The sequence below is a fragment of the Streptomyces sp. NPDC057445 genome (genome assembly GCF_042802855.1).
In the GTDB taxonomy this organism is placed as follows: Bacteria; Actinomycetota; Actinomycetes; order Streptomycetales; family Streptomycetaceae; genus Streptomyces.
In genome coordinates this window covers 278,058-297,403 of sequence record NZ_JBHVDH010000001.1, presented here as the reverse complement: position 1 = coordinate 297,403, position 19,346 = coordinate 278,058, and the positions used below count along the sequence as shown (strand labels likewise).

16 protein-coding genes are annotated in these 19,346 nt (G+C 69.2%); 11 read left to right on the top strand and 5 right to left on the bottom strand.

Annotated features, from left to right (window positions below; all coding sequences use genetic code 11):
* Window positions 1-100: 100 nt before the first annotated feature.
* From ACFU5O_RS01300 to ACFU5O_RS01285, 4 genes are all read right to left on the bottom strand, one after another.
* Window positions 101-910 carry a hypothetical protein gene (locus ACFU5O_RS01300; RefSeq protein WP_384234900.1) on the bottom strand — a complete coding sequence of 270 codons (810 nt, stop codon included), beginning with the start codon at window positions 908-910 and terminating at the stop codon, window positions 101-103.
* 117 nt (window positions 911-1,027) lie between these two features.
* Entirely contained in the window at window positions 1,028-1,909 is an 882-nt protein-coding gene (locus ACFU5O_RS01295; RefSeq protein ID WP_384236340.1) for an N-acetylmuramoyl-L-alanine amidase, read from the bottom strand.
* A 47-nt stretch (window positions 1,910-1,956) separates the two neighbouring features.
* On the bottom strand, window positions 1,957-2,610 hold the full coding sequence (locus tag ACFU5O_RS01290; protein WP_384234899.1) for a class I SAM-dependent methyltransferase: 654 nt from the start codon (window positions 2,608-2,610) through the stop codon (window positions 1,957-1,959).
* Between the two features lie 80 nt (window positions 2,611-2,690).
* Complete coding sequence (locus tag ACFU5O_RS01285; protein ID WP_384234897.1) at window positions 2,691-3,110, bottom strand: ATP-binding protein; 420 nt, start codon at window positions 3,108-3,110, stop codon at window positions 2,691-2,693.
* A 91-nt stretch (window positions 3,111-3,201) separates the two neighbouring features.
* On the opposite strand from ACFU5O_RS01285, the gene ACFU5O_RS01280 reads away from it, so the two are divergent.
* From ACFU5O_RS01280 to ACFU5O_RS01230, 11 genes are all read left to right on the top strand, one after another.
* A complete protein-coding gene (locus tag ACFU5O_RS01280) occupies window positions 3,202-4,050 on the top strand; it encodes a Scr1 family TA system antitoxin-like transcriptional regulator (protein WP_384234896.1) in 849 nt (282 codons plus the stop codon).
* The gene (locus ACFU5O_RS01275; RefSeq protein ID WP_384234893.1) at window positions 4,010-4,285 is read left to right on the top strand and encodes a DUF397 domain-containing protein; all 276 of its coding nucleotides are present in this window, start codon (window positions 4,010-4,012) and stop codon (window positions 4,283-4,285) included. The genes ACFU5O_RS01280 and ACFU5O_RS01275 overlap by 41 nt, the downstream gene beginning before the upstream one ends.
* 103 nt (window positions 4,286-4,388) lie before the next feature.
* Window positions 4,389-5,528, top strand: a complete 1,140-nt coding sequence (locus tag ACFU5O_RS01270) for a permease (RefSeq protein WP_384236337.1) — start codon at window positions 4,389-4,391, stop codon at window positions 5,526-5,528.
* Between the two features lie 159 nt (window positions 5,529-5,687).
* Complete coding sequence (locus tag ACFU5O_RS01265) at window positions 5,688-5,969, top strand: hypothetical protein (protein ID WP_384234890.1); 282 nt, start codon at window positions 5,688-5,690, stop codon at window positions 5,967-5,969.
* 414 nt (window positions 5,970-6,383) lie between these two features.
* Window positions 6,384-7,022: a hypothetical protein gene (locus tag ACFU5O_RS01260; protein ID WP_384234887.1), complete on the top strand. Its 639-nt coding sequence runs from the start codon at window positions 6,384-6,386 to the stop codon at window positions 7,020-7,022.
* Between the two features lie 9 nt (window positions 7,023-7,031).
* Entirely contained in the window at window positions 7,032-7,673 is a 642-nt protein-coding gene (locus ACFU5O_RS01255) for a hypothetical protein (RefSeq protein WP_384234885.1), read from the top strand.
* Window positions 7,674-8,468: 795 nt separating this feature from the next.
* Window positions 8,469-9,323, top strand: a complete 855-nt coding sequence (locus ACFU5O_RS01250; protein ID WP_384234882.1) for an immunity 49 family protein — start codon at window positions 8,469-8,471, stop codon at window positions 9,321-9,323.
* A 59-nt stretch (window positions 9,324-9,382) separates the two neighbouring features.
* Entirely contained in the window at window positions 9,383-11,560 is a 2,178-nt protein-coding gene (locus tag ACFU5O_RS01245; protein ID WP_384234879.1) for an acyl-CoA dehydrogenase, read from the top strand.
* A 25-nt stretch (window positions 11,561-11,585) separates the two neighbouring features.
* Window positions 11,586-12,794, top strand: coding sequence for a lipid-transfer protein (locus ACFU5O_RS01240; RefSeq protein WP_384234876.1), 1,209 nt, complete (start codon window positions 11,586-11,588; stop codon window positions 12,792-12,794).
* A gap of 526 nt (window positions 12,795-13,320) precedes the next feature.
* On the top strand, window positions 13,321-17,892 hold the full coding sequence (locus ACFU5O_RS01235) for a ricin-type beta-trefoil lectin domain protein (protein WP_384234873.1): 4,572 nt from the start codon (window positions 13,321-13,323) through the stop codon (window positions 17,890-17,892).
* A gap of 118 nt (window positions 17,893-18,010) precedes the next feature.
* A complete protein-coding gene (locus ACFU5O_RS01230; protein ID WP_384234870.1) occupies window positions 18,011-18,277 on the top strand; it encodes a hypothetical protein in 267 nt (88 codons plus the stop codon).
* A 329-nt stretch (window positions 18,278-18,606) separates the two neighbouring features.
* Here the strand turns inward: ACFU5O_RS01230 and ACFU5O_RS01225 are convergent, their stop codons facing one another.
* A complete protein-coding gene (locus ACFU5O_RS01225) occupies window positions 18,607-19,140 on the bottom strand; it encodes a MarR family winged helix-turn-helix transcriptional regulator (RefSeq protein WP_384234868.1) in 534 nt (177 codons plus the stop codon).
* Between the last annotated feature and the right edge of the window lie 206 nt (window positions 19,141-19,346).

The following is a 19,346-nucleotide window of genomic DNA, read 5'->3' as shown; positions in this document are numbered from 1 at the left end:
GACCACAACTGGGTCTCGAAGGCCGACGTCACGCCACAGGCCCTATTCGCCAACAGCGTCCCCGGAAGGGCGAGGGGCCGCTGTGCGCTGTCGGCCTGCGTCAGCCGCGCTGGATGCCGGACGTGTCCTGCAGGACGCCCCGGCGGCCGTCCTGCGTCTGGGCCACCAGGCCCGGACCGCGCTGCTCGACCGCGAGGTACCAGGTGCCGGGCGCGAGCTCCGCGATCGGGTTCGGGGAGCCGTCCTCGGCGAACAGCGGACGGGCCACCGGCACCGCGAACCAGAACGGCGTGAAGTCGCCGGCCGGGGCGCCGGCCCCGCCCTGCTGCGGCGGCTGGCCGCCGAACGGCTGCTGCTGGGCCGGCTGGCCGCCGTAGGGCTGCTGCTGACCTGGCTGGGCGCCGTAGGGCTGCTGCTGGCCCGGCTGGGCGCCCGGGTAGCCGTAACCACCCTGCGGCTGGCCGCCGTAGGGCTGCGGGGCCGCCGGACGCGGGGCGGGCAGGAGGGGAGCCTTGAGGGCGGGTACGAGCGGGGTGGCGATCGCGGCGGCGGCGAGGACCAGTGCGGCGATCAGGCCGAGGATGAGGGCGGAGCCCGCTCCCTCCGCCTCGAAGATCCACATCAGGAGCGTCCACGCCGTGATGATCGTGAAGGCGGTCCCGACCTGGCCCAGCTCGAGACCGGCGACCTTCCGGGGCTGCGGCAGTGCGCGCGCGACGACGATCAGGGCGGCGCCGACGATGCCGGGGAAGTACGTGCCCCACCCCAGGTAGGACCACTCCCACGTGTTGGGAACGGCGTCGCACAGGGCGCCGGAGCAGTCGCTGATGTTGAGGAACGAGGCGATGAACAGCACCACCGCTGCTCCGATCACCACGCCATCGCCTCGAGTGAGGGAGCGGATGTTCACGTGTGGGTCCTTAGTCGGTTGTGTATCGGGCGGTCGTCGGTGCCGCCGGTCGGCGGTGCTTGGCGCGAAGGTCGGGGGTAGCCCTCATCGTACGGACGAATCTATCGCCTGCTCCGCCTACCCCAGCAGGTAGGTGCTGATGCCTTCCGCGAGTCCCTGCGCCGCCTTCTGCCGCCACTGAGGGTTCTTCAGCTGTGTCGCGTCCTTCGCGTCACGCATGTTGCCGCACTCGATGAACACCTTCGGAACCGTCGACAGGTTGAGGCCACCGAGATCCTCGCGCACGTCCAACCCGGTGTCTTTGCCCACGTAGTTGGAGGGGGCGCTGCCCGTGACGCGGGTGAAGGCCGCGGCGACGTGCTTGCCGAGGTCGCGCGAGGGGCCGACGATCTTCGTCGTGTCCGCGGTGCCGCCCTTCACCAGGGCGGGGAGGATCACATGGAACCCGCGGTTGCCGGTGGCGGAGCCGTCCGCGTGGACGGAGACCACGGCGTCCGCCCCCGCCTTGTTGCCGAAGCGGGCGCGTTCGTCCACACAGGGACCGTAGGGGCGGTCGTCGTCCTGGGTGAATCGGACGGTTGCACCCTGTTTCTCCAGCAGGGTGCGGAGGCGGTGTGAAACATCGAGGGTGAATTCGGCCTCGGTGTAACCGTCGTTGGTGGACGTGCCCGTGGTGTCGCATTCCTTACGGTTGGTTCCGATGTCCACGAGCTTGTTGATCTCACGGGTGTGCCGGAAGTTGCCGGGGTTGTGGCCAGGGTCGACCACCACGGTTTTCCCGGCGAGCGGGCGCCCGCTCGCGGACGGAGCGCCCGACGGGCTGCCCGACCCCGTCCCTGCGGGGGCGCCGGACGGCCCGGACGGCGGCTCCGGGGTCCCGTCCGGTCCAGAGGTTCCGGTGCAGCCTGCCAGGCAGGCCGCGAGGGCGGCGCCCGCGAGAAGGACGCCGGCGCGGGCCCGGTGGCCGCGGGTCGGGTGCTGGTTCTCGTCGTACGGCATGGTTGTCGATACGTTCGTCGGCACGTCGCGATGCTAGTCCGGCGCGCTCAGATCCCCTGACCGGTGCGGCGCAGCACCCGCAGCGAGTCCTTGGCGGACAGCTCGGTGAAGGCGCCGGACGACAGGGCCCGCAGGTAGATGCGGTACGGGGCCTGACCGGTCCACTCGTCGACCGGGTCGGGGAAGACGTCGTGGATCACCAGCAGGCCGCCCTCGGCGAGGTGCGGCGCCCAGCCCTCGTAGTCGTTCGTGGCGTGCTCGTCGGTGTGGCCGCCGTCGATGAAGACCAGCCCCACCTTGCCGCCCCACACCTTCGCGACCTGCGGCGACCGCCCGACGACCGCGATCACATGGTCCTCGAGGCCCGCCTTGTGGAGCGTGCGGCGGAAGGTGGGCAGCGTGTCCATGAGGCCGACCTCGGGATCCACGACCGTCGGGTCGTGGTAGTCCCAGCCCGGCTGCTGCTCCTCGCTGCCGCGGTGGTGATCGACGGTGACGGCGACGGTCCCGGCCTGGCGGGCGGCGTCCGCGAGCAGGATCGTGGACCGCCCGCAGTAGGTCCCGACCTCCAGCAGCGGCAGCCCGAGAGCCCCGGCCTCCACGGCCGCCGCGTACAGCGCCAGGCCCTCCTGGGCGGGCATGAAGCCCTTGGCGGCCTCGAAGGCGGCGAGGATCTCCGGTTTGGGGGCGGCGGGGGCCATAGGGGTTCCTCCGGGGCTCCGGCGGGTGTGCTGGACGTCGTACGGGCGTACGAGGCGGTCACATCGTAGGCGCAGGCGGATCAGGGCTTCGCGTCGCACTCGAACCAGACCGTCTTGCCGGTCGGCAGCTCCACCGTCCCCCACCGGTCCGTCACGGTCTCGACGAGCAGCAGCCCCCGCCCGCCCTCTGCGAGCGCGTCCTCCCCGCCCCGCACGGGCCGTACCGGGCGCGCGCAGCCGTCCGCGACCTCGACCCGCAGCCCCTCCGGCCGCCGCAGGATCAGCGTGGTGCACCGCCTGCCGGGCACGTGCCGGACGACGTTCGCGACCAGCTCGGTCAGCGCCAGCTCGGCCGGATCGGTCAGCTCGGCCAGGTCCCAGCGGACCAGGAACATCCGCAGGATGCGCCGAAGATGCCGGGCCGAATGCTCACCGACGGTGAGGCCCATGCGGTAGCAGCCCGCAACGTCCGCTGGTGAGGAGTCAGTTGCGTGATTCATGTCACCAGCGTGCAGCCGCATGATTACGCTCGGCTACGTACCGAAACGAACGCCGCACGGCGTGTGCTTGCGTGAACTGGGGGACCGCCTCATGGCCAACATCCGCGACCTGGATCCGAGCGCCTCGCCGCTGGACTACTACGGCTCCGAGCTGCGCAGGTTCCGCGAGGAGGCCGGGCTGAAGCAGGGCGAGCTGGGCGGCTGCGTCTTCTGCACGGCATCGCTGATCGGCCAGATCGAGACGGCGCGGAAGGTGCCGACGCGGGACTTCAGTGAGCGGGTGGACGCGGCGCTGGGGACGGGCGGGGTGTTCTCACGGCTGGTGGGGCTGGTGCTGAGGAGCCAGCTGCCGAGCTGGTTCCAGGCGTACGCGGAGATGGAGGCGAAGGCGGCGTACATCTCGTCCTTCCAGGCCCAGTTGGTGGACGGGCTCTTACAGACGGAGGGCTATGCGCGGGCGGTGCTGGGTGTACGGAACGGGAACAACCTCGACGCCAAGGTCGCAGCGCGGATGGAGCGGCAGCGCATCCTGGAGCGCGAGCATCCGCCCCTGTGCTGGGTGGTGCTGAGCGAGGCCGTGCTGCACCAGGAGATCGGTGGCCGGATGGTCATGCGGAACCAACTCGCCCATCTGTTGGGTCTGCGCAGACGGGAGTGGGTGAAGGTCCAGGTGCTGCCCTTCGGGGCGGGAGCGCATGCGGGGCTGCCGGGTTCGTACTACCTGCTGCGGTTCGACGACGATCCGGATCTGGTCTACACGGAGGACTTCGTCCAGGGCCATATGACGGCCAATCCACAGGCTCTCAGGGAGGGTTCGCTCCGTTACGATCACTTGCAGGCCGCCGCGCTCTCTGTGGAGGATTCGGCGGCACTCATCGCCCGCGTATTGGAGGAACGGTATGGACACCATCCAGAATCTGACGGGCATGCGGTGGCGTAAGTCGTCCTACAGCTCCGACACCGGAGGCGCGTGCATCGAGTGCGCCCCCCTCGGCGCCGCCGCCTGGCGCAAGTCGACGTACAGCGGTGACACCGGCGGCGACTGCATCGAGGTCGCCCCCCAGCCCTGCCGTATCGCCGTCCGCGACTCCAAGAACCCGGAGGGGCCTGTATTCGCCGTCGCGCCCACCGCCTTCGCGGCGTTCATCGCCGCCGCCGCCGAGGGCACCGTCTGACGAACGTCATGGCCGCCATACGGGGTGGACGAGGCTACGGTCACCGTGTCAGCTGGCCTGGCGCCCACCCCGTACCGAAAAGCTCGGCGCCATGGAAGCCGCGCTGGATGCCGTACTGCACGCCCTCGCCCTCGCCGGGTCCATGGCGTGGGAGATCACCTGGGCCCTGATCCTCGGCTTCACGCTGTCCGCCGTCGTGCAGGCCGTGGTCCGCAAGTCCACCGTGGTGTCCCTGCTCGGTGACGACAGCCCCCGCAGCCTCGCTGTCGCGGCGGGCCTCGGAGTGGCCTCCTCGTCGTGCTCGTACGCGGCCGTCGCCCTCGCCCGCTCCCTGTTCCGCAAGGGGGCGAACTTCACCGCCGCGATGGCCTTCCAGATCGCCTCGACCAATCTCGTCGTGGAGCTGGGAGTCATCCTGGCGCTGCTGATGGGGTGGCAGTTCACCGCGGCCGAGTTCGTCGGCGGACCGGTCATGATCGTGGTGCTGGCGGTGCTGTTCCGGCGGTTCCTGAGCGAGCGGCTGGTGCGGGAGGCGCGTGATCAGGCCGGGCGCGGGCTGGCCGGCGCCATGGAGGGCCATGCGGCCATGGACATGTCGATCCAGGGGGAGGGGCCGTTCCTGCGCCGGCTGCTGTCCGGCGAGGGCTTCACCGCCACCTCGCACGTCTTCGTCATGGAGTGGGCGGCGATCCTGCGCGACCTCGTGCTGGGCCTGCTCATCGCCGGTGCCGTCGCCGCCTGGGTGCCGGACTCCTTCTGGAGCGCGTTCTTCTTCGAAGGGCATCCGACGGCCGCAAAACTCTGGGGGCCGATCGTCGGTCCGCTCGTCGCCATCGCGTCGTTCGTCTGCTCGGTGGGCAATGTGCCGCTCGCCGTCGTGCTCTGGAAGGGCGGGATCAGCTTCGGCGGGGTGATCGCCTTCATCTTCGCGGACCTGCTGATCGTGCCGATCCTCAACATCTACAAGAAGTACTACGGAGCGCGTATGGCCGCGTTCATCCTCGCGACGTTCTACGCCGCCATCGTCGTCGCCGCGTACGTCGTGGAGTTCGTCTTCGGCGCCCTCGGGCTCGTCCCCGACCAGTCCACCGCGAAGATCCCGGACGAAGGGGTGTCGTGGGACTACACCACCTGGCTCAACATCGTGTTCCTGCTGCTCGCGGCCGCGTTCGTCGTGCGCTTCCTGCGGACCGGGGGAGCCCGGATGCTCCGCGCGATGGGAGGCGCCCCGGGAACCGGCTGAGGCATGCCTCCAGGGCCGGAGCGGGGGCGTACCGGGTTCCGGTCGCAGCGCCAGCAGGGCATGGTGACCGGAGCGCGCCTACGGGTGCCCCGGCAAGAATTCGGACAAGATGGGTATATCTGCTCAAACGCTCGACACTGGGACCGTAGCGGAGGCGCCATGGACACCTGGGCGACGTGGACCACTCAGGGGATCATCGCCGGCTCCGGTGGCGTCATGACCACCGAGGGCGGCCCGATCACGGGAGACCTGACCGTGCACACCACCTGGATCGACGGCCAGGCCCAGGTGACCGTGCAGCACACCGGCGCGTCTGAGTGGTACGTCATGGAGGGCAGCCCCCTGTCCGCGTCCGACGAGGACGCCGGCCGTTCGGTGCACCAGGCGGCCGTCGAGGCGGTCAAGGCCGGGGGCGGCGCTCCCCTCGCGTTCCCTGCCTGAGCCGGGGCGCATGACCCGTCCGGCGGCGCGGCAGCACCCGTTCGCGTGAGACCCGTCGCGGTGTGCGCCCGCGTCGCGATGCCGCCCGTCGCGGTGCAGCCGGGTCGGGCATCGCGACGTGCGGTTGATCTCACGCGCGCAAACGGGTGCCGCGCACATCCGGGCTCGGACCTCGCCCTGGCCGGCGACAACGCCCCCACAGGCGGCGCCAGCCACACCGACACCCCGTCCGCCGGTGGCGGCCGTTCGGAGACCCCATCCAAGGGCTCCGGAGACGGGCAGAACGTCCCGGGCAGTCACCGGGGAGAGCCATCTGGCGGAGATGACGGCCCGGACTCGTCCGACATCGGCTCCGGAAGTGGCAGTGGCTCTGACAGTGGCCGAATTGGAGCGGAGACCCCTGATCAGCCTCCTGTGCACCTGGAAGGCGATCGCATTGCGCAACAGCCAACTGGCAAGATGGCCTCTGAGTACGAGGAAGCGGTCACCGCAGCTCTGGTGGAGTCGAAGGTAGCTCCGGTGGATCAGGGGCGTATGTTGACACAACTCCGAAAGTCGGACTACGGGGCAGCCGTCGCCGAATACATTGCCAGTCGAAGGTTTGCAGACGCCCCAGGGTACAAGGAGTTGATTTTCCAGGTAAAGCAGCCCGACATGATGCCAGCTGTTCATCAGGCAATGGAGCATGCGGCAGAACTGCAGGCCAAGAACGTGAACAACATTGAATTAGAGCTGAAGCTCCCCGAGAAGAAACTTGACTTGGACGTCCTGGTCAGGTCCGAGGGCGGCATCGAGTATGGCGCTCAACTCAAGGACGTGCAGAGCGCCAACGGGATCAAGTCGGCAGTGGCGAAGATCGCAGAGAAGCAGTTGGCGGGCCCTGGCGTGAAGGTGAAAGTGGCGATTCTCGACATCAATGATGTCAAAGGTGCACTGACGGATAGGATCCTGAAGAATGTGCAGAGGGCCGCGGATCGGACCAATGCCTCCTTCGGCCTTCGCTTCAAAGATGGTTCTCTCACAGTGTTTCCAACCAAAGCGACCAATCCGTAAGGAAGTTCCATGTCGATTCTGATGCGCGCACCGCGGGAGTGCGCCTCCTGGTTCTGGGACCTTGAAGACGTGACAGCGCCGGGGCTGGAATCGGCGCTCGAAACGGTCGCGCGCATGTCCGCCGTCCTACGGGAGAATGAGTTGCTGGATCCTGCTGCACTGGAGTGGAGTTGGTTCCAGGTGGGGATCGGTGGGCTCGGTGTTCACAGCCGCCTCGACATCGTGGGGCGTTTGGGAGATGCGGAGATCGCCGATCAAGTGCGGGCCTGTCAACCGACCGGCTACCCCCACGCAGAGATGTCGGCGATCCTTGTGGTCGGTTCGGGTACGTGGCTCGATGCGGAAGGTAGCCGTCATAGCGAACCCCGACTGGTCGAACTCACGGTGTCTCCCGATCCGGTCGGTTCCTCGGCGGAGCTATCGGTCCACCACGATGTATGGGGCCCATGTGACTTCCGAGGGAAGCCGCATCCTGCCGTGTATGCGCACAATGCCCCGCGCCTGGAGACAGCACTGCGGGGGCTGGATGGCCTGCTGGGAGTTGTGGCCGAACCAGGTGAGCCGACCTATTTCGGAGTCGCTGAGGGTCACGGGATCAAAACTCCCGACATTATCGACGGGCTCGGTCCCGATCTCACCGACCTGCTGTGATGAAGTAGGTACGGCTACGGCTGCGACCCCTGCAACGTTTCTCCGGGAGCACGCAGGTGACTCCCTCTTCGGCTTCTTCGTCGACCGTGTCTGAGGCACTATCAAGAGCCTGGGCACGCTGGTCGGTTTCGACGGCTGGGACGCCGCGGGGCAGGCGGTGGGGCGGGCTACCTGCCCGGCGGGGGCATCGGCGACAAGGTGCCGATCGGCCGCGCGGGCGACAACTTCCCGACGAACAACTGGAGAACACCGCAGGCGGCGCTGGACGGTCTGGCGACGATGCGCCCACGGGCGGCGCCAGTCACACCGACACCCCCCGTCCACGGGCGGCGGCCGCGATGTGCCGGGCGGCTCGACGGCGGACAACGGCGTTCCGGGTGGCTTCTCCGCCGACAGTGACGTCCCGGGTGGCTCCGGCCACCCGGATACGCCGGGCACGGGCGGCCTGGATGATGCGGCTCGCACGGGCGACGACGTGGAGACGCCAGGGGATGGCGCATCCACGCCGCCCAGAGTGATCGAGCGCCCCAGCTTCATGCGCGACGGCGACAACCCGTACGGTCCACGTGGTTCCCTCACGGACGAGCAGATCGCGGAGATCCAGGTCTAGCGCACCAATCATGAAGGCGGGTATTTCGAGAAGTACTACGCGATCGATGGTCGCCGCCTGAACACGAAGGCCTTCGACGAGAGCCTGCGGGTGCCACCGCAGTTGATCAAAGAAGCTCCGGGCAGCCGCCCTGGACTGATATAGAAGCTGCAGTCGACAATTGACGCGTCGTAGGGAGAAATGCGTTGGTCGCGATCATCCCCCGCCACCCCTTTCCGACGGGTAACGCGGAAGCGGGCCTCGCCGTACTCCAGGAGAGTGCGGAAGGGTGGATTGACGGTCTGGAGCGCGACTCCACCGGTCTGGGCGAAGCCCTGGACACCGCGCTCATGCTGGCCAAGGCGCACTGCCTGCTGGACCCGAGGGGATCGATCTTCCCCACGTGGGATGCCTGGGTGAACGCGATGCAGGTCGGCTCCGCCGTGTTCGCCGCCGCGACCGCGACCGAGGAACACGTGCAGTGCCGCATCGCGCACAAGGACCGCACGCTCGAAGCCACCGGCACGCAGCCGTACGTGACCCCGGGTACCTGGCTCACCGCCTTCTACCTGGCCGTGGTGTGCCGGGAACGGGACCGGATCACGGCCCTGTGCCGGGTGCCGCTGTCCCTGCTGAGGGAGAACGGTGCGCACTTCGACGAGTTCGAGTACGCCTGGATCGACACCCTCCAGACCCACTGGCTCGGTGGCCCCGACCTCGGCCGGAAACTGGTGGCCGCGGTCGACGGCACCGACCCGGCAGCCGTCAGCACGGACCAGGAGGCGATTGCCAAGCTGCTGTACCCGCCGATGGAGATGTTCCACCGGATCATCCGCGACGATCACGCGGGCTTCAATCGTGCCCTCGCCGCTGCCCTCCAGTGGCACAAGGAGTACTGGAGTGAGGAGGGCCGTGGCAGCCGTGTCTCAGGCCTCGTCGCGCTCGCGCCGCTCGCCATCGCCTGCTTCGCCCACGACGCAGGCATCGCCATCGAGGTCGAATCGGAGTACCTTCCCGCTACCCTCCTCAGCCGCAACTGGTGCGGCGAGTTCCCCACCTGAGCAGACTCCGGACGCATCTGACCTTCCGTCAGATTGGAACGTGTTCTACTCTGCGGCGCATGGGCATGGGAAGCGCCGGAGGCATCGGAATCACCCAGGAGCAGGGCGAGTTGGCGGCCTCCGTACGCCACTGGCTCGCACGCGCCGTGCCGCCGGAAGCTGTCCGGAAGCTCCTCGACGCACCCGGAGTCGGTACCGGTGGGCGGCCCGGGTACTGGGGCGGGGCCGTCGAGCAAGGCCTGCTCGGCGTGCATCTGCCCGAGGAGTACGGCGGCGGGGGTGGCACGCTCCTGGACCTCGCCGTGGTGCTGGAGGAGACCGGGCGGGCCGCCCTGCCCGGGCCGTACCTGCCCAGTGTGCTGGCCTCCGCCGTGCTGGCCCGGGCGGGGCGGGGCGGGCTGACACGGAGCCTCGCGGGCGGCCGGCGCATCGGGGCCGTCGCTCTCGGGCCCGGCTCTCTCACCGCCACCCGGATCCCGGACGGCCACCGCCTCGACGGCACCGCCCCTCCCGTGCTCGGCGCCGGGCAGGCGGATCTGATCCTGCTGCCGACCCCGGCCGGATGGCTCGCCGTGGACGCCGCTGAGCTCTCGATACGGGGACACGAGTGCGCCGACCCGACCCGCCCCACCGCCGAGGTCACCGCGCACGGTGTGACCGTGCCCGAGGACCGCGTCCTGGACGTCGACCCCGCTCTCGTCCACGACCTCGCCGCCGCCCTGTTCGCCGCGGAGGCCTGCGGGACCGCCGCCTGGGCACTGCGGACGGCCGCGGAGTACGCGAAGGTACGCGAGCAGTTCGGGCGGCCCATCGGGCAGTTCCAGGCGGTGAAGCACCTGTGCGCGGACATGCTCGTACGCGTCGAGCAGGCGCGGGCCCTGACCTGGGACGCGGCCCTGGCGGCCGACGACGCCGACACCGCCGTCAGAGGCCTCACCGCCGCCCTCGCCGCGGCCACCGCGCTCGACGCCGCCTACTCCTGCGCCAAGGACTGCATCCAGATCCTCGGCGGCATCGGCTTCACCTGGGAGCACGACGCTCATCTGCATCTGCGCCGGGCCGTCGTCGCGCGTCAGCTCCTCGGCCCCGGTGACGCCCACCGCCTGCGCGCGGCACGCCTCGCGGCGCAGGGGGCGCGGCGCGAGTTGCGCCTGGAGCTGCCCCCGGAGGCCGAGCCGTACCGCCGGGCCGCCCGCGAGACCATCGCCCGGGCCCACGGCCTCGACCCGCGCGCCACTCGCCGCGCCCTCGCGCCCACCGGCTACGTCGCCCCGCACCTTCCTCCCCCCTACGGCCTCGGCGCCGGCCCCCTGCAGCAGCTCGCCGTCCAGCAGGAGCTGCGCGCGGCCGGGGTGAAGGTGAGCGAGCTCGGTATCGCGACCTGGGTGGTGCCGTCCCTCCTCGCGTACGGCACCGACGAGCAGAAGGCCCGCTACCTTCCCCCGACCCTGCGCGGCGAACTCCTCTGGTGCCAGCTCTTCAGCGAGCCCGGCGCGGGATCCGACCTCGCCGGCCTGCGCACCCGCGCCGAGCGCATGCCCGACGGCCGCTGGCGGATCACCGGCCAGAAGGTGTGGACGAGTGCCGCGCAGTGGGCCGACCACGGGATCCTCCTGGCCCGCACCGACCCCGAAGCGCCCAGACACAAGGGCCTCACCTACTTCCTCGTCGACATGCGGACCACCGAGGGCATCGACATCCGTCCGCTGAAGGAGATCACCGGCGAGTCCCTCTTCAACGAGGTGTGGTTCGACGGTGCGCTGCTGCCCGCCGATGCCGTCGTCGGCGAGGTGGACGACGGCTGGCGGGTGGCCCGCGACACGCTCGGCAACGAACGTGTCCACATGGCCGACCAGCTGACCTTCGACACGGGCCTGGAGGAACTGATCGCGCGGGCGCCGGGCCTCGACGACAGCTGCCGGACGCGTATCGGCGCGCTCGCCGCCGAGGCCCACGCCCTCGCCTGCATCGGGCTGCGGACCACCCTGCGGCAGGTCGACGGCCTGGAGCCGGGCGCGGGCGCGTCCGTACGCAAACTCATCCAGACCACGCACCAGCAGAAGGTCGCCGAGCTGACCCTCGAACTCCTCGGCCCGGCGGGTGCGGTGAGGGAAGGCGCGGGCGAACGGGCCGTGCACGGACTGCTGATGAGCCGCTGCCTGACCATCGCGGGCGGCACCACGCAGGTCCAGCTCAATGTCGTCGCCGAGCGCATCCTCGGCCTGCCACGGGACTGAACGAGACCGAAGGGGAGCAGGGGACATGAAGGCGTACATCGTCGGCGTCGGAATGACGAAGTTCGAGAAGCCCGAGTCGCGGGACTGGCAGTACTGGGACATGGCCCGGGAGGCGGGCACCGCAGCTCTCGCCGACGCCGCCGTCCCGTACGAACTCGTGCAGCAGGCCGCCGTCGGCTACTGCTTCCAGCCCTCCACGGCGGGGCAGCGCGCCGTCTACGAACTCGGCCTGACCGGCATCCCCGTCCACAACGTCAACAACAACTGCGCGACCGGGGCGACGGCCCTGATGACGGCCCGGCAGTTCGTCGAGGGCGGGATCGCCGACTGCGTACTGGCGCTGGGCTTCGAGAAGATGAAGCGGGGCGCGCTGGGCGGCGGGGGAGGAGAGGGCGACCTCAGGACCTCGCCGGTGGCCCGCCACTACGGGATCATGGCCGCCGCCCACGGCTTCGACATGACCCCGCCCACCGCCCAGATCTTCGGCAACGCCGCCCGCGAGCACATGGAGCGCCACGGAACCACCGCGCGCCAGCTCGCCGCCGTGGCCGCGAAGAACCACCGGCACTCGGCCGCCAATCCGTACGCCCAGTTCCGGGATGTCTACGACGTCGACGAGATCCTCGCCGCGAAGCCCGTCCACCGGCCGCTCACCAGACTCCAATGTTCGCCGACCTCGGACGGGGCGGCGGCGGTGCTCGTCGCCTCCGAACGGTTCGTCGTCGAGCACGGACTGCACGACAAGGCCGTGGAGATCGCGGGTCAGGCCATGACCACCGACACCGAGGACTCCTTCGCCTCCGGCTCGTGCATCGACGTCGTGGGCAGGCCCATGTCGAGGGCCGCGGCCCGGCAGGCGTACGAGGCGTCGGGCCTCGGCGTCGAGGACATCGACGTGATCGAGCTGCACGACTGCTTCTCGGTCAACGAGCTGCTGACGTACGAGGCGCTCGGCATGTGCGCGGACGGCGAGTCGGGAAAGCTCGTCGAGTCGGGTGCGACCACCTACGGGGGCCGCTGGGTGGTCAACCCGTCCGGCGGCCTGATCTCCAAGGGGCATCCGCTCGGCGCGACGGGCCTGGCCCAGGCCGCCGAACTGACCTGGCAGCTGCGCGGGGAAGCGGGGCCACGTCAGGTCCCGGGGGCCAGGACCGGGCTCGCGCACAACATCGGGCTGGGCGGGGCGGCGGTCGTGACCGTGCTGCGGAAACCTCAGGCCGTGTCCGCAAGGTAGTGCCGTCTGGCCGAAGGGCTACGAGGGCTGCGTTGCTGGGGTCGCGTGCGGTACGGGTCGCACATCTGCCGTCTAGGCTTGGTCGATTTCCAGCCAACTTATGGCTGGTGATCGTCACCATCTGCACCCCTTCTTCACAGCTGTCACACAGGCAACCCCTGTCATGAGCACGAGATTTGCGCACATCGCATCGGGCGGACATGTGCAAGTGCTTTCGCATCATGGGCCCGGGACGCTGAAGTCACCTCTTTTCCGGAGGGTTACCTGTGCGTATGGTGATCGCCGCGCGCGTAGGTGGACCTTGACCGCTCTGCCATGACGCGCACATCAGTTGGCGGCCGGGGGGACAGTGCCGCCACGGGGGAGGGATGGTTCGTCATGCCGCGATTCCGGCTCGTTGTGAACGCCGCTTTGGTCGCCGCTGCCTGCTGCCCCTGTCCCCGTATCGGGACACCCGGCTGACCCGCGCGTAACGCCACCGCCCCTTCGGGCGGTCGCCCCCGTCTGCCCTCGTTCACGACGAAGGATGCCCCTTTTGCGTTCCAGACCAGGGTTGTTCAGACCCGGATCACGAACAACATCCACCACTTTCACCTCGCTCGTCACATCCGTCGCTGCCTTGGCTGTCCTCGGTGGCCTGGCTGTCCAGCCCGGTCTGCGGGACATCGGACAGCGCATGGCCCCGGTGGGTGACGACTACGACTGGTACACGGACACCGCCGTCGAAGAGTTGCGGCAGGACCAGTGCCTGATGGCCGATGTGCTGCGTCTGGGCGGGCCGACCATGGCCACCACCGCGCAGGACGGTCTCAATCAGCCGCAGGACAAGCTGCACGAGCTGGCCAACCGGATGCACTGGGAGGACACGCCGCTCGCCCAGGCGTACCAGAAGGACAAGGACGCGGCGTCCAAGGAGCTGGACGCGCTCAACGCCGTGCGGGACACCTGGAAGAAGCCGCTCGACGGTCTTGAGACTCCCGGTGGCTTCAGTGTGTCCGGCTTCCACTGGCCGCCCGGCTCGCCGGGTGACGGCAAGAAGGACTTCTACGGTCAGACGGGTCTGACCAAGTGGGTCGCCGACCGGTTCTGGAAGAGCGAGAGCGACTTCTACGAGGACTCCACGCCCAAGGCCGATGCGGCGACGGTGAAGGCCGTCAAGGACCTCGGTACGCCGTTGTACGGCAAGGATCCCGATCCGCAACTGCCCGAGTGGGAGCGTCAGCGCGCGGAGCACGGCGCGTTCGAGCATCTGTCGGACTGGTCGCTTGAGCCCACGGGCGCGGACAACGCCCGTCTCTTCCTCGCGGCGGGTGGCTTCCCGCGCACCGCGCCTCAGCCGGGCACGGCGGAGCACCGCATCGCGGTCGAGGACATCAAGACCCGGTTCGCGTCGTGTGCGTGGCGTGATCCGATCGACCCGAACAAGGTCCAGGGCGACATCTCCACCACGGCCGCGAAGGAGTGGCAGCAGGAGATCGCCGCCCAGGCCACGCAGCGCAACCAGATCCTGGCCGCGAACAAGAGCGCGACCACGTCCCTGGCCACGGGTGCGAAGGCGCTGGGCGATCTGCTGGGTCATTCCTGGGTGGCCGACCACCTGGTTCGCTGGCAGGACTACTGGTCCGCGGGCGGGGTGGGCTGGATCGGTGACAGCTATGTGACGATCGAGGTGCCGGGCGCGAAGGGCAACTGCCTGGACGTCGCGGGCGGCGCCAAGACCAACGGCACGCCGGTCCAGGTATACACCTGCAACGGCGGCGCGGCGCAGGAGTGGATGGTCGAAGGCAGTGAGGACGACCTCCATCTGCGTAACGTCGGCTCGTTCAAGTGCCTGGATGTGGCCGGGAACAAGTCGGCGAACGGGACGAAGATCCAGATCACGGACTGCTACAGCACTCCGGGGCAGTCCTGGGCGGGTGACGTCCGGGCGTCTTCGCCGCTGAAGAGCGTGTCGACGGGCAAGTGCCTGGATCTGAGTGCGTTCACCAAGAGCACGGACGCGCGGCTGTGGGACTGCAAGGATTCCAGTGCGCAGAAGTTCCTGATCAAGCCGTCGGGTCACAAGGGCACGGACAGCCTCTCCTATCCGGACAAGGCGCAGTTCGACAAGGCGAAGAAGGGTGTCACCGACACGCAGGCGGCGGCGAAGAAGCAGGTCGCCGCGCTGAAGACGCAGTTGGAGAACGCCAAGAAGGCTGCCGCCACGTCCGATGCGGCTGAGCAGGCGGCGTACGGGATCGCGGACGCGGCGGGTGCGCCGCGGGGTCGTGGTCTGCTGGTGGGTCAGCAGAAGGCCCAGGTCACCAAGGGCGCTGTGGCGGCGCTGACGGCGATGGTGAAGGCCGCAGAGACCGCCGAGGCCGCCACGAGGGCTGCCGCGGGTGACAGTGACACCATCGCGCAGCGCGCGCTGGCGCAGGCCGCGCAGGTGAACGCGGAGTTCCGCAAGGAGGCCGCGCACATCGCCGAGTTGCAGGCGAAGGCCGCGGCTGATGCGGCCAAGGTGCACCGGGACAACGCGAAGAAGGACAAGGAGACGGCTGAGGCCAAGCTCTCCGAGGCGCTGAAGGCCGAGGGCGACGCGAAGGCCGCTGCCGCGGATGCGAAGGCGAAGCGGCTGGCGGCGGAGGCCGAGGAGAAGACGGCCAAGGCGGAGAAGGAGACCGCCGCCGCCAAGCAGGCCGAAGCCAACCAGCACAAGCAGACCGCGCAGGCCGAAGCAGGCAAGGCACAGGAGGCCAAGGAGAAGGCGGAAGCCGCCGAGCGCACCGCTGTCGAGCGGAAGAACGGCGCGGTCGGGGCCCGGGACAACGCGAAGGCCAAGCGGGACGACGCGTGGGACGCCGAGCAGAAGGCGGAGGTGGACCGCGCGAAGGCCGACGCCCTCGGCGCCTACGCCGACTCTCTGGAGGCCGGCGACGAGGCGACCGCCGCTCGGGCCGCGGCCAACGAGGCGGACGGGCACGCGGACGACGCCGAAGCGGCCGCAGGCCGGGCCCGCTCCGCCGCGAACGCCGCCACCGAGGCCGCGGCCGCGGCAGACGCCGCCGCCACCCGCGCGGAGGCGGCTGCCAAGAGGGCGCGTTCGGACGCGGATGCCGCTCAGGCCGCGAAGCTGAAGGCCGACGCCGCGGTGAAGACCGCGACCAGCGCCGTGGCGGATGCCATCAAGGCCTCCGAGCACGCCATGGCCGAGGCCAAGACGGCCGTGAAGCTCGCCCAGGAGGCCGAGAAGCTCGCCAGGACCGCCAAGACCCAGGCGGACGCGGCGAGCAAGGAGGCCGCCAAGGCGCGGGTGGCTTCGGCGAAGGCGGCGGGCTTCGCCCACGTCACCGCGCAGGCCGCGGTGGATGCCGGGAACGCCGCAGCGCAGGTCGCCAAGCCCGCCAACGACGCGATCCAGCTCGGCTCGCCGTACGTCACCACCGACTCGGCCGCGAGCCTGGTCGTGCTGACCGGGCAGGCATCCAAGACGATCGCCGACCAGCAGAAGGCCGTCGCCGACGCGCACGCCAAGAACGCGCAGGCCGAAGCAGCAGCCGCCAAGAACCTCGCCGACCAGGCCACCGGCGACGCGAAGATCGCCTACCAGTACGCGGCCAACGCCGCCGGCCACGCGGCCAACGCGCGCACCTACTCCAAGGAGGCCCTCGGCTACGCGGCCGAGGCCGCCGCGGCCGCGTCGAAGGCAGCACAGTCGCTGGCCCGCACCGTCGAGTACGACCGCCAGGCCACCGAGGACGCCGCAGCAGCCGACAAGGCAGCCGGGCGCGCCGAGGGCTACGCGACGCAGGCACGCGCCTCCGCCGACCAGGCAGCCCTCGACGCCGCCGCAGCCCGCGAGGCCGCAGCCGCGGCCGAGCAGGCCGCCAAGGACGCCCGCGCCGCCGCCACCCGCGCCGACGCCGCCGCCACCGAAGCCGAACAGGCCGCCAAGGACGCCGAAAGGTACGCCAGGGAAGCCCAGGAAGCCGCCGACCGGGCCGAAAAGGCCGCGAAGAGCGAGGACATCAATGCCGGCACCGTCGTCGACAAGGACGGCTCCATCGGCAACATGTTCTACAAGGTCGACCGCTACGAGGAGATCGGCGAACCCAAGACCGTAGAGAAGACGGCCGCCTGCGACGCGTGGTACACCCCGCTCGTCTACACCGGCGGCTGCACGATGACGGTCGAGTTCCGCCTGAAGGCCTACCTCAGCCTCTACATGTGCGACGCCGACATCGACCCGATGGAATACATGTGCCCGGCCGGCGCTACCACCTATGTCGGCCCGCACGTCACCGAGGTGAAGCAGAAGGTCACGCACACGATCACGATCGCCGAGTTCCAGAAGGGCATCGACCCGGTCGACGTCGTCTTCGGCAGCTGGATCAAGTGCTTCCAGAAGCTCATCCCCGGTGGCGCCAAGGGAGACGGCGGCCAGTGCGGCTGGGTGGTCTTCGACGTCGCGACCCTGTTCGCCGGCAAGATCCTCAGGCCCATCGCCGACGCCATCAAGGCAGCCGACGCCGCCGCGAGGACTGGTATCGGGTTTGCCGACGCCTACAGGGCACTGCGTACCGCCGGCCTGTCGGAAGAGGCCATCGCCGGTATCAGCAAGGCGCAGTTCCTGCGGCTGAAGGCAGCCTGTGCCACTGCTCTGGCCCCGTCCAAGGCTCGCGCGCTGCTGGCTGCTGGCAGCGCGAAGCGGCTCAGCGCGACCAGCAGCGCCAAGTGCCCCGACTACGTTGACGTAGCGCCAAGCGGACGGGGAATCGTCGCGGGCATCAACGACCAGGGCATCGTTTCCATGGCCGTCAAAATAGGTAAGGACACGCCGAGTGGTGGCGAAATGTTCAATGCCGCCCTCGCGCACTTCGGAGACAAGGTCAAGGGCGTAAAGGCTTACTGGCAGAACGGTGGAGATCTCAGCGACAACCTGAACTCCTTCAACAAGGCTGTGCGTAGTGGCCAGTACGCGTCGCTTGAGGAAGCCGCACTTCGGGGAACGTTCACGGGTCATATGTCCGCGAAGCACGGGTTCACGAAGGTGGAACTCATTGAGCTTCGAGGTATGTGGGGTGAGTACACCGAGGTTGGTGTGCTCTTCCACTAGGGTATCGGCCTCGCGATTCGCGAGATGATGTGTGTCTGTGAGGGCGGGTGTCACGTGAAGCGAGACCCGCCCTCACGCGGCAGTCAGTGCTCGGAGCAGAACGGAAGTCAGGTGCAGGATGGGTGATCTGGAAAAAACGGCAGACGAGCTGAGGGCGGCGGCTCACGCGGAAGGCAAGGGTGCAGTGGAACTGGCCTTGCTTTCCCGGGAGAAGTTGGGTTCGGCGTTCGGCGTCATCTCTTTCATTGCCGTTTTTCGTGCTGCGTTTGACATTCCGATTCCCGTTCTTCAGCGGGCGCAGGCATGGGAGAGATTCGGCTGGGGAGGTGTCCAGATTTCTGACCAGGAGTTCTCCGAGCTCCTCTCGCCTTGGCTCACCAACTGATAAAGTCGTGGGTCGCGATCCTCATGTCTGATTTGCCGTCTGTTGACGGTGATGCGGTCCAGACGAGCCGGTGGGCCACGCCGTGTTCGAGTGGCTGTCGAGTGTGGCGACCAGCCGCTGGATCTCGTTCGGAAGACCCTGCGGAATACTGGAAGAGCATCATCGTCATCGATCTTCGACCCATTTGCTCTGGCCAGTTGGCCGCCGCCCGCCAGGAGTGATCGGCGACTTCGGAGAGCAACGCGCTGACGGGCGTGCCGGCATGGCCATGCCCATGCCGACGAACAGTTGACGGAGGCGGTGGCTTCTCGGGGCCACCGCCCCACTTCTCAACCGCAGTGCGGCAGTGGCGCCGTGTCCTCCCACCCCAGCGGATACGCGTCGGCCCCACTCGTCGGCATCGACGGCTCGCCGCCCGCCTCGTTGAAGGCGGTCAGCGCGTTGACCAGCGCGGTCCGCTGCCGCGGGGCCATCCGTTCCACGATCTCCGAGACTTCCCGGCGGCGCCTGGCCATGACGTCCTCGACCAGGGCGCGTCCCTCGTCGGTCAACCGCAGCACCGTCTCCCGCCGACTGTCGGGGTTGAGCTGCCGGTCCGCGAGCCCCGCCGCGATCAGCCGGTCGATCATGCGCATGGCCGTGGAGGGATTGACGCCGAGCCGGTCGGCGAGTGTGACGAGCTTGGACGGGCCCTGCGTGGAGAGCACCACCAGCAGCCGGAACTGGGGCAGGGTCACCCGCTCCTCGACAGCTGCCAGCGAACGGGCGGAGACCGCGACCAGCAGCCGGGAGGCGGTCAGCACCGCGCGCGTCACCGCGTCGATGTCGTCGACGGGCTGCGGGTACTCCCTCATATCGGTCATACCTCATTTCTATCGTGCCGTGCCGTACGGTCGGCGTCGGCCCCGCGCACCGCTGCCGCCCCAGGGGCGACGGCCCCGCCCCGGGGAATCCGGCGGCCCACTGAACGCACGGCCACCGGCCCCCGTACTGGAGGCTGCGCGCCGTGCCAGCCGCACCACACAGCTCCCGACGACATGAACGAGCACCACTCCATGCCGAACCGGGA